The sequence below is a fragment of the Thermococcus sp. genome, from assembly GCF_027012695.1.
Classification (GTDB): Archaea; Methanobacteriota_B; Thermococci; order Thermococcales; family Thermococcaceae; genus Thermococcus.
In genome coordinates, this window is the sequence record NZ_JALUYR010000110.1 from 1 (window position 1) to 6,330 (window position 6,330).

Genomic DNA, 6,330 nt, shown 5'->3' on the forward strand with positions numbered 1-6,330 from the left:
GATATTCGGCATGATTCCCGGCTTCATGATAACCGAAGAGAAGGAGGGCAAGATCATCTGTTCAGGAAGAGGGTGCTCTGATAATCGAAGGATTTCAGTGAAGCCCGACTTCGTCTGTTTGAGGAAATGATTTATCTATCCCTCCTTCGCAAAGTACTGCCGGTGATCCCATGAAGGCCGAGATAAAAAACCTCATAGACAGGGGGACTTACAGAAAGCTCCCGCTCTTCGAGGGTGAACTGCCCGAGGGCACTTACGTTCAGATAGTCGAGGTTAAACCGGGACAGACCGTCGGGAAGCACTACCACCTCCACCAGTACGAGCTGTTCTACATAATGGACGGCGAGGCGAGACTCGGCATAGGCGAGAAAGAATACCTCGCAAAACCCGGCGACATCTTTCTGGTAAAACCAAAGACCGTTCACTGGGTCATCAACGAGCGAAACGAGCCGTTCAGGCTCTTCGTGGTGAAGCTGAACTACCGCGGCGATGACTCGGTCTGGCTGGAGGAGTAGGGGTGATGCCTGTGGTGGAGAGGGTCATAGGGATCCTTGGTGGAATGGGGCCCCTGGCAACGGCCGATCTCTTCAGGAGGATAGTGGAGAAAACGCCGGCCAAACGCGATCAGGACCACCCAAGGGCGATCATCTACAACAACCCCAAGATACCGGACAGAACGGCCTTTATACTTGGGTATGGAGAAGATCCGAGGCCGGAGCTCATAAAGACGGCGAAGAAACTCGAGGAGTGCGGTGCGGACTTCATAATAATGCCCTGCAACACAGCCCACTATTTTGCGGAGGACATACAGAGGGCAATCAGGATTCCACTGGTTAGTATGGTCGAGGAGACGGCCGAAAGAATAAAGGAGATGGGCCTAAGGAAAGTCGGACTGCTGGCGACGGACGGGACAATAAAGGGGCGCGTTTACCACAGGGCGCTTGAAAAGCGGGGGATTGAGGTAATTGTCCCAAATGACGACGACCAGAAACTCGTGATGAAGGGCATTTATGAGGGTGTCAAGGCAGGGAACCTCGAACTCGGAAGGGAACTAATCCTGAGGGTTGCAAAGAAGCTCGAACCCCTCGTTGAGGGAATAATAGCGGGCTGCACCGAGGTGAGCGTCGTTTTGAAGCCCGAGGATCTTAGCGTCCCCCTGATAGACCCGATGGACGTGATAGCGGAGAAGGCAGTTAGACTTGCCCTTGGTCTGGAGGAGCTTAGAGCTCGATAACCATTCCTGAGTGAATCTTGTGAAATCTCTTTCCATAGGCCCTTAGAAACTCTGACTCCGCCTTTAACCCCGTGCAGTGCCCGGTGTAGACCTCCTCAACCCCAAGCCTTTGAAACTCCTCCACGGTTCTTTTTATTCTATCCTCACTCGCGTTTATCAGGTGAAAACCACCAATCACCGCTCTAATTTTCTCTTCGCCTGTTATGTTTATTGCGTGCTTCACGATGCTTACTATTCCCGCGTGACTGCAACCGCTGATTATGACGAGTCCCTCGGGGATTTTCGCAACGAGGCTCATGTCATCGAGAAGTTTATCCTCAAAGATTCTTCCTCCCTCGATGGTGTAGACCCCGATTTTATCCTTCTCGAAGTTTTCCCTGACCCTTATCTCGCCGGTGGAGTAGATGTCGCTGACTATCTCAATCGGTTCTGAAATAAGGTAAAGCTCGGCGAGTTTTTCAATTTCCTCCCTCGTGAAGGGAACACCAACCTCTCTGAGGTAAGGTTTAACGACAAAATGCCTTCTGAATATTGTTGGATGCGCTATAAGCGGAACGCGCTTTCCGATGGCCTTTATCATTCCCAGCAATCCACCGGTGTGGTCGTAGTGGCAGTGGCTCAGGAAAACGTAGTCTATGCTTTTTGGGTCTATCCCGAGGAGCTTCATGTTGTGGAGTATTGGCTCCGCGCTCTGCCCAGTATCGAAGAGAATACTCCTGTTGCCCTTTTCAACGAGAAAGCTCACACCATGCTGGGCCAGAAAGGGACTTTCGTAGCCTGAATAATCTTCGACGAGAACCGTTACGCGCATGGTTTTCACCCTGCGGAATTTAAAGTCTCCTGTCCATCATCTTTTTCCCGACCTTGGTCATCGTAAGGCCTGCTTTAAGGAAGTCCCTTACTGTGCTTTTAAGTGCCATTGTCATTACATCTTTTACCTTTCCGCTGAATCCAGTCAGAACCTTTATTCCCATCTGCGCGAGCTTCATTGTCATCTCTTTTGAAACTTCGGGAGCCAGAACCAGTTCGACCCCTTCTTTCTTAAGTTCCTCTTCCATATTTTTCTCGGGCTTCAGAACCTTTATTTCCTTAATTCCATCCGGGCCAACTTCAGCAATGGCAAAACTCTCAGCCTTTTCAAATGGAACGGCGTTTCCGTCAAAGCCTTCATCTGAAGGCACAGCAATTCTCATGGTATCACCAAGGACACTAATCCAAAAGTCCTTAAAACCCTTCCACAAACTTAGCCCGGTGGGAGAGATGGAGATAGGCGTCGTTGGAAAGCCAAACGTTGGAAAGTCAACTTTCTTTTCAGCCGCAACACTCGTTGACGTTGACATCGCGAACTACCCGTTTACAACAATAGATGCCAACGTTGGAGTTACCTACGCCATAACTGAGCACCCCTGCAAGGAACTCAGCTGTGAGCCAAACCCCCAGAACTATGAGTACAGGGACGGGAAGGCCCTGATTCCCATCAAGATGATTGATGTTGCCGGTCTCGTGCCGGGAGCGCACGAGGGGAGGGGTTTAGGCAACAAGTTCCTCGATGATTTGAGAATGGCCTCAGCCCTAATCCACGTCATAGACGCCACTGGAAAGACCGATGCCGAAGGTCAGCCGACTGACTACCACGACCCGGTGGAGGACATCGAGTTCCTCGAAAGGGAGATAGACTTCTGGATATTCGGAATCCTCAAGAAGGGCTGGGAAAAGTTCGCAAAGAGAATTAAACTCCAGCACATGAAGCTGGAGCAGGCAATAGCGGACCACCTATCGGGAATAGGCGTGGGCGAGGAAGACGTCTGGGAGGCCATACACAGGGTTGGGCTTTCAAGCGACCCCACTAAGTGGAGCGACGAGGATTTGATGGCATTCGTTCGCGAGCTGCGCAGAATTAACAAGCCCATAATAATCGCCGCAAACAAGGCCGACGCGGCGAGCGATGAAGAAATCAAGAGGCTCATCAGAGAAGGAGAAAAGCGAGGCTACATAGTCGTCCCGACGAGTGCCGCCGCAGAGCTTACCCTGAGAAAGGCCGCAAAAGCTGGATTCATAGAGTACCTTCCCGGGAGTTCCGACTTTAAAATACTCAAAAAGATGAACCCCAAGCAAGAAAAAGCCCTGGAGCTCATCAGGGAGCGCGTTTTGTACAGGTTCGGTTCAACGGGCGTTCAGGAGGTCATAAACAGGGCCGTGTTTGAGTTACTCAACCTGATTCCGGTTTATCCGGTCCAGGACGAGAACAAGCTGACCGACCAGTTCGGCAACGTTCTGCCCCACGTTTACCTCCTCCCGAAGGGTTCAACGCCGCGCGATCTGGCATACAGAGTGCACACTGATCTGGGAAAAACCTTCCTCTACGCGATCAACGCGAGAACAAAGAGGCGCGTTGGTGAGGATTACGAACTCCAATTCAACGACATAATCAAGATAGTTGCCACGGCCAAGTAACGTTGCTTATCTCCCCTCTTTTTCCCGGATTAACTCCTGGTAGAGCCTCGGTTCAACGTCTTTCTCGCTCAGTCCAAGCCTTTTCGCGACTTCCCAGATTTTCCGCTTTGCCTTCTCTATATCATTGGAAATAACCTCGATGTCGAGGAAACCACCAAGGCCCTCAACCTCGTTCAGCTCGAAGGTAATGCTGTCGAGTCTGTAAACGAGGCGACGCTTTCTTACAGTTACGTCCTCTTCGTAGCCGAGCCTTCTGAGGATTTCAACGGTTGTGTGGAAGTCGGAAACCTCCACCTCAAGCTCGTCGAACTCCTCGTTCCTGCCGGGATCCATTATCTCCTTGTAGGTTAGAAAAGCCCTCCCCAGATTTTCGATTTTTCTCACGCGGAGGAGCTTCGGTAATGGAAGGGAGAAATAGACGTCCTCCTGATACTCCTCCCTGACAAGGATGGCCCCGACGGACTCTATTCTCCTTCGCATCTCTTCGAAGTCAACGCGGAACTTCACCTCTGCCTCCATCACACATCCACCAGGAAGCCGACAACTCCGGACCCCTTGCCGATCTCGTCCACCGGAAAAACCTCGACCCTTCTTAGCGTTGGAAGAACCCGTATGGTCTCGTCGACAAAACGGTTCAGCTTCTCCTGGTTCTCGGCACCCACGAGGGCAACGATGCCGTCAGCACCGCTTCTGGCGACCATGAGAACGTTGGGGAGCAGGGCGAGGGTCCGGATTATGTGCCTTATGTACCTCTCCAGGAAGTCCTCAATTATCGGGGTCTCGGCCTGGATGTAGACGATTGCCAGGGCCTTGGGCTGGAGTTCCTTGCCAAGGACGATGGTGTACCTCTCGATGACCCCCTTCTCCTGGAGCTTCTTTATCCTGAAGTGGATGGTGGATTCAGGCCTGTTGAGTTTCTCGGCTATCTCTGAGATCGTGAGCCTGGCGTCTTCCTTCAATATCCTGAGGATCGCCCTGTCAAGGTCGTCGAGCTGTACCATATCAACTCCTCCAGCGGGGGTAGAGATTGTTCTCAATCCCAAGCAGGTCTAGAATTTTCCCAATTATAAAGTTTACCATATCGTCCAAAGTTTTGGGTTTTGTGTAAAATCCTGGGGAGGCCGGCATTACGATTCCCCCCGCCTGTGTAATCCTCATCATGTTTTGGATGTGTATCAGGTTCAGGGGAGTTTCTCTGACGAGCAGAACTAGTTTCCTGCGCTCTTTGAGGGTTACATCTGCCGTTCGAACTATGAGGTTGTCGGCATAACCACTGGCTATGGCGGAGAGGGTCTTCATGGAGCAGGGTGCAATCACCATGGCATCGAAGGGATGTGAGCCCGAAGCCACGGGGGCGAACATATCGTTCTCCAGAAAATCGGGTTTGAGATCAACGCCAGTCTCGTGCCTGACCACCGCCAGGCCCGTTCGGGACGCCAGAACAACTACCTCGTGTCCGAGTTCCCTGAGGGTCTCTATAAGCCGCAGTCCGTAGATTGAACCGCTTGCACCGGTTATGGCAACAATCACCTTCATCACTGGCACCTGCTATAGTACTCAAGCAGGGTTTTAACGTTTTCCCGTCGGTAGGTTTTTATACCTCCCACCCCCTTCGGAAAGGGGGATGGCCATGGGGATCCCGCGGATTTTGATAGAGAGCGCCCTCAGGATCATCAACGAACTCGGGGGAAAGGCCCTCGTTCTGATGGAAGAGGTCCCCGAAGATGAGATCCCCGAAGTGGAAGTGACCGTTGTGATCGTGGGCTCCTCCTTTGATGTGGACGATGGGAGGGTGAAGCGGGTCTCCATTCCGCAGAACCTTGACCTCGACAACGTTCTGAACCTGCTCTCGGCATTCCTGCTGGAGCACAACATACTCAGGGAGGGCGAATCCTTCGTCTACGTGACCAGGCATACCATCGGCATCAAAACCGTTAAGAAGAGCCTTTCAGCGATGCGTGGCTTCTTCGCCCAGAACCAGAACGTTCTCCAGAGGTTGCTCGAGATAGCCATAGAACTCAGCGTCGAGGGGCGCGAGGGAACCCCTGTGGGCACGATATTTGTTATCGGCGACACGAGGCGGGTCCTCAGGCATTCCCATCAGCTAATCCCCAACCCCTTCAAGGGGCACAGAATAAACGTCCTCGACAGGGACAGCAAGGAGATAATCAAGGAGTTTGCCCAGCTCGACGGTGCGTTCGTGATAAGGGAAGACGGGAGAATTTCCGCGGCGGGGAGGTATCTGGAAGTTGAGCCCAAGGTAATAGACCTCATGCTCCCCCCGGGTCTGGGAAGCAGACACATCGCGGCTGCGGGGATAACCAAGATAACGAAGGCCATGGCAATAAGCCTCTCCGAAAGCGGAACGATACGGATATTCAAGAACGGCCTCATGCTCCTGGAGTACAATCCGAGGATAAGGTACTAACGGGATTCTCTCATAGCCTATCACGTCAGAAGAGGAGCTTTTTTGATTTGAAGTCTGTTTATTTCCGAAATTCCAGGAATCTCCACCAGGGCAGATTTTGAAGCCTCCAAAGGGTTTTCTTAAATTGGAACGTTAGGTGATGCTATCGGAGACAAAATGTAACGAATTTTTTTCGAAATCTCCAGAAAAGCCCGTGCAAAACCCCTTCCACTCC

9 protein-coding genes are annotated in these 6,330 nt (G+C 51.9%); 4 read left to right on the forward strand and 5 right to left on the reverse strand.

From position 1 onward, the window contains the following. Positions 1-170: 170 nt before the first annotated feature. Positions 171-515 carry a cupin domain-containing protein gene (locus tag MV985_RS08200; protein WP_297465164.1) on the forward strand — a complete coding sequence of 115 codons (345 nt, stop codon included), beginning with the start codon at positions 171-173 and terminating at the stop codon, positions 513-515. Positions 516-520: 5 nt separating this feature from the next. Further along, entirely contained in the window at positions 521-1,234 is a 714-nt protein-coding gene (locus tag MV985_RS08205) for an aspartate racemase (protein WP_297465166.1), read from the forward strand. On the opposite strand, the gene MV985_RS08210 is transcribed toward MV985_RS08205, so the two are convergent. Together MV985_RS08210 and MV985_RS08215 are read right to left on the reverse strand one after the other, a co-directional pair. Further along, entirely contained in the window at positions 1,221-2,045 is an 825-nt protein-coding gene (locus tag MV985_RS08210; RefSeq protein ID WP_297465168.1) for an MBL fold metallo-hydrolase, read from the reverse strand. The genes MV985_RS08205 and MV985_RS08210 overlap by 14 nt on opposite strands. A 19-nt stretch (positions 2,046-2,064) precedes the next feature. Beyond that, entirely contained in the window at positions 2,065-2,427 is a 363-nt protein-coding gene (locus tag MV985_RS08215; protein ID WP_297465170.1) for a NifB/NifX family molybdenum-iron cluster-binding protein, read from the reverse strand. A gap of 67 nt (positions 2,428-2,494) precedes the next feature. On the opposite strand from MV985_RS08215, the gene MV985_RS08220 reads away from it, so the two are divergent. Further along, a complete protein-coding gene (locus MV985_RS08220; RefSeq protein WP_297465178.1) occupies positions 2,495-3,688 on the forward strand; it encodes a redox-regulated ATPase YchF in 1,194 nt (397 codons plus the stop codon). 6 nt (positions 3,689-3,694) lie between these two features. Here MV985_RS08220 and cyaB read toward each other — a convergent pair whose 3' ends face one another. The 3 genes from cyaB to MV985_RS08235 are packed head-to-tail and all read right to left on the reverse strand — an operon-like array spanning position 3,695 to position 5,224. After that, positions 3,695-4,207: a class IV adenylate cyclase gene (gene cyaB, locus MV985_RS08225; protein WP_297465172.1), complete on the reverse strand. Its 513-nt coding sequence runs from the start codon at positions 4,205-4,207 to the stop codon at positions 3,695-3,697. Beyond that, positions 4,207-4,689, reverse strand: coding sequence for an Lrp/AsnC family transcriptional regulator (locus MV985_RS08230; protein WP_297465174.1), 483 nt, complete (start codon positions 4,687-4,689; stop codon positions 4,207-4,209). The genes cyaB and MV985_RS08230 overlap by 1 nt, the downstream gene beginning before the upstream one ends. Position 4,690: 1 nt before the next feature. Beyond that, positions 4,691-5,224, reverse strand: coding sequence for a UbiX family flavin prenyltransferase (locus MV985_RS08235; RefSeq protein WP_297465180.1), 534 nt, complete (start codon positions 5,222-5,224; stop codon positions 4,691-4,693). Positions 5,225-5,312: 88 nt separating this feature from the next. Between MV985_RS08235 and MV985_RS08240 the strand changes: the two genes are divergently transcribed. After that, on the forward strand, positions 5,313-6,116 hold the full coding sequence (locus MV985_RS08240) for a diadenylate cyclase (protein ID WP_297465176.1): 804 nt from the start codon (positions 5,313-5,315) through the stop codon (positions 6,114-6,116). Positions 6,117-6,330 lie beyond the last annotated feature (214 nt).

Bases quoted from the DNA above. Each gene is read 5' to 3' on its own strand.
- MV985_RS08200 (WP_297465164.1), top strand. From the start codon at position 171: ATGAAGGCCGAGATAAAAAACCTCATAGACAGGGGGACTTACAGAAAG.
- MV985_RS08205 (WP_297465166.1), top strand. From the start codon at position 521: ATGCCTGTGGTGGAGAGGGTCATAGGGATCCTTGGTGGAATGGGGCCC.
- MV985_RS08210 (WP_297465168.1), bottom strand. From the start codon at position 2,045: ATGCGCGTAACGGTTCTCGTCGAAGATTATTCAGGCTACGAAAGTCCC.
- MV985_RS08215 (WP_297465170.1), bottom strand. From the start codon at position 2,427: ATGAGAATTGCTGTGCCTTCAGATGAAGGCTTTGACGGAAACGCCGTT.
- MV985_RS08220 (WP_297465178.1), top strand. From the start codon at position 2,495: ATGGAGATAGGCGTCGTTGGAAAGCCAAACGTTGGAAAGTCAACTTTC.
- cyaB (WP_297465172.1), bottom strand. From the start codon at position 4,207: ATGGAGGCAGAGGTGAAGTTCCGCGTTGACTTCGAAGAGATGCGAAGG.
- MV985_RS08230 (WP_297465174.1), bottom strand. From the start codon at position 4,689: ATGGTACAGCTCGACGACCTTGACAGGGCGATCCTCAGGATATTGAAG.
- MV985_RS08235 (WP_297465180.1), bottom strand. From the start codon at position 5,224: ATGAAGGTGATTGTTGCCATAACCGGTGCAAGCGGTTCAATCTACGGA.
- MV985_RS08240 (WP_297465176.1), top strand. From the start codon at position 5,313: ATGGCCATGGGGATCCCGCGGATTTTGATAGAGAGCGCCCTCAGGATC.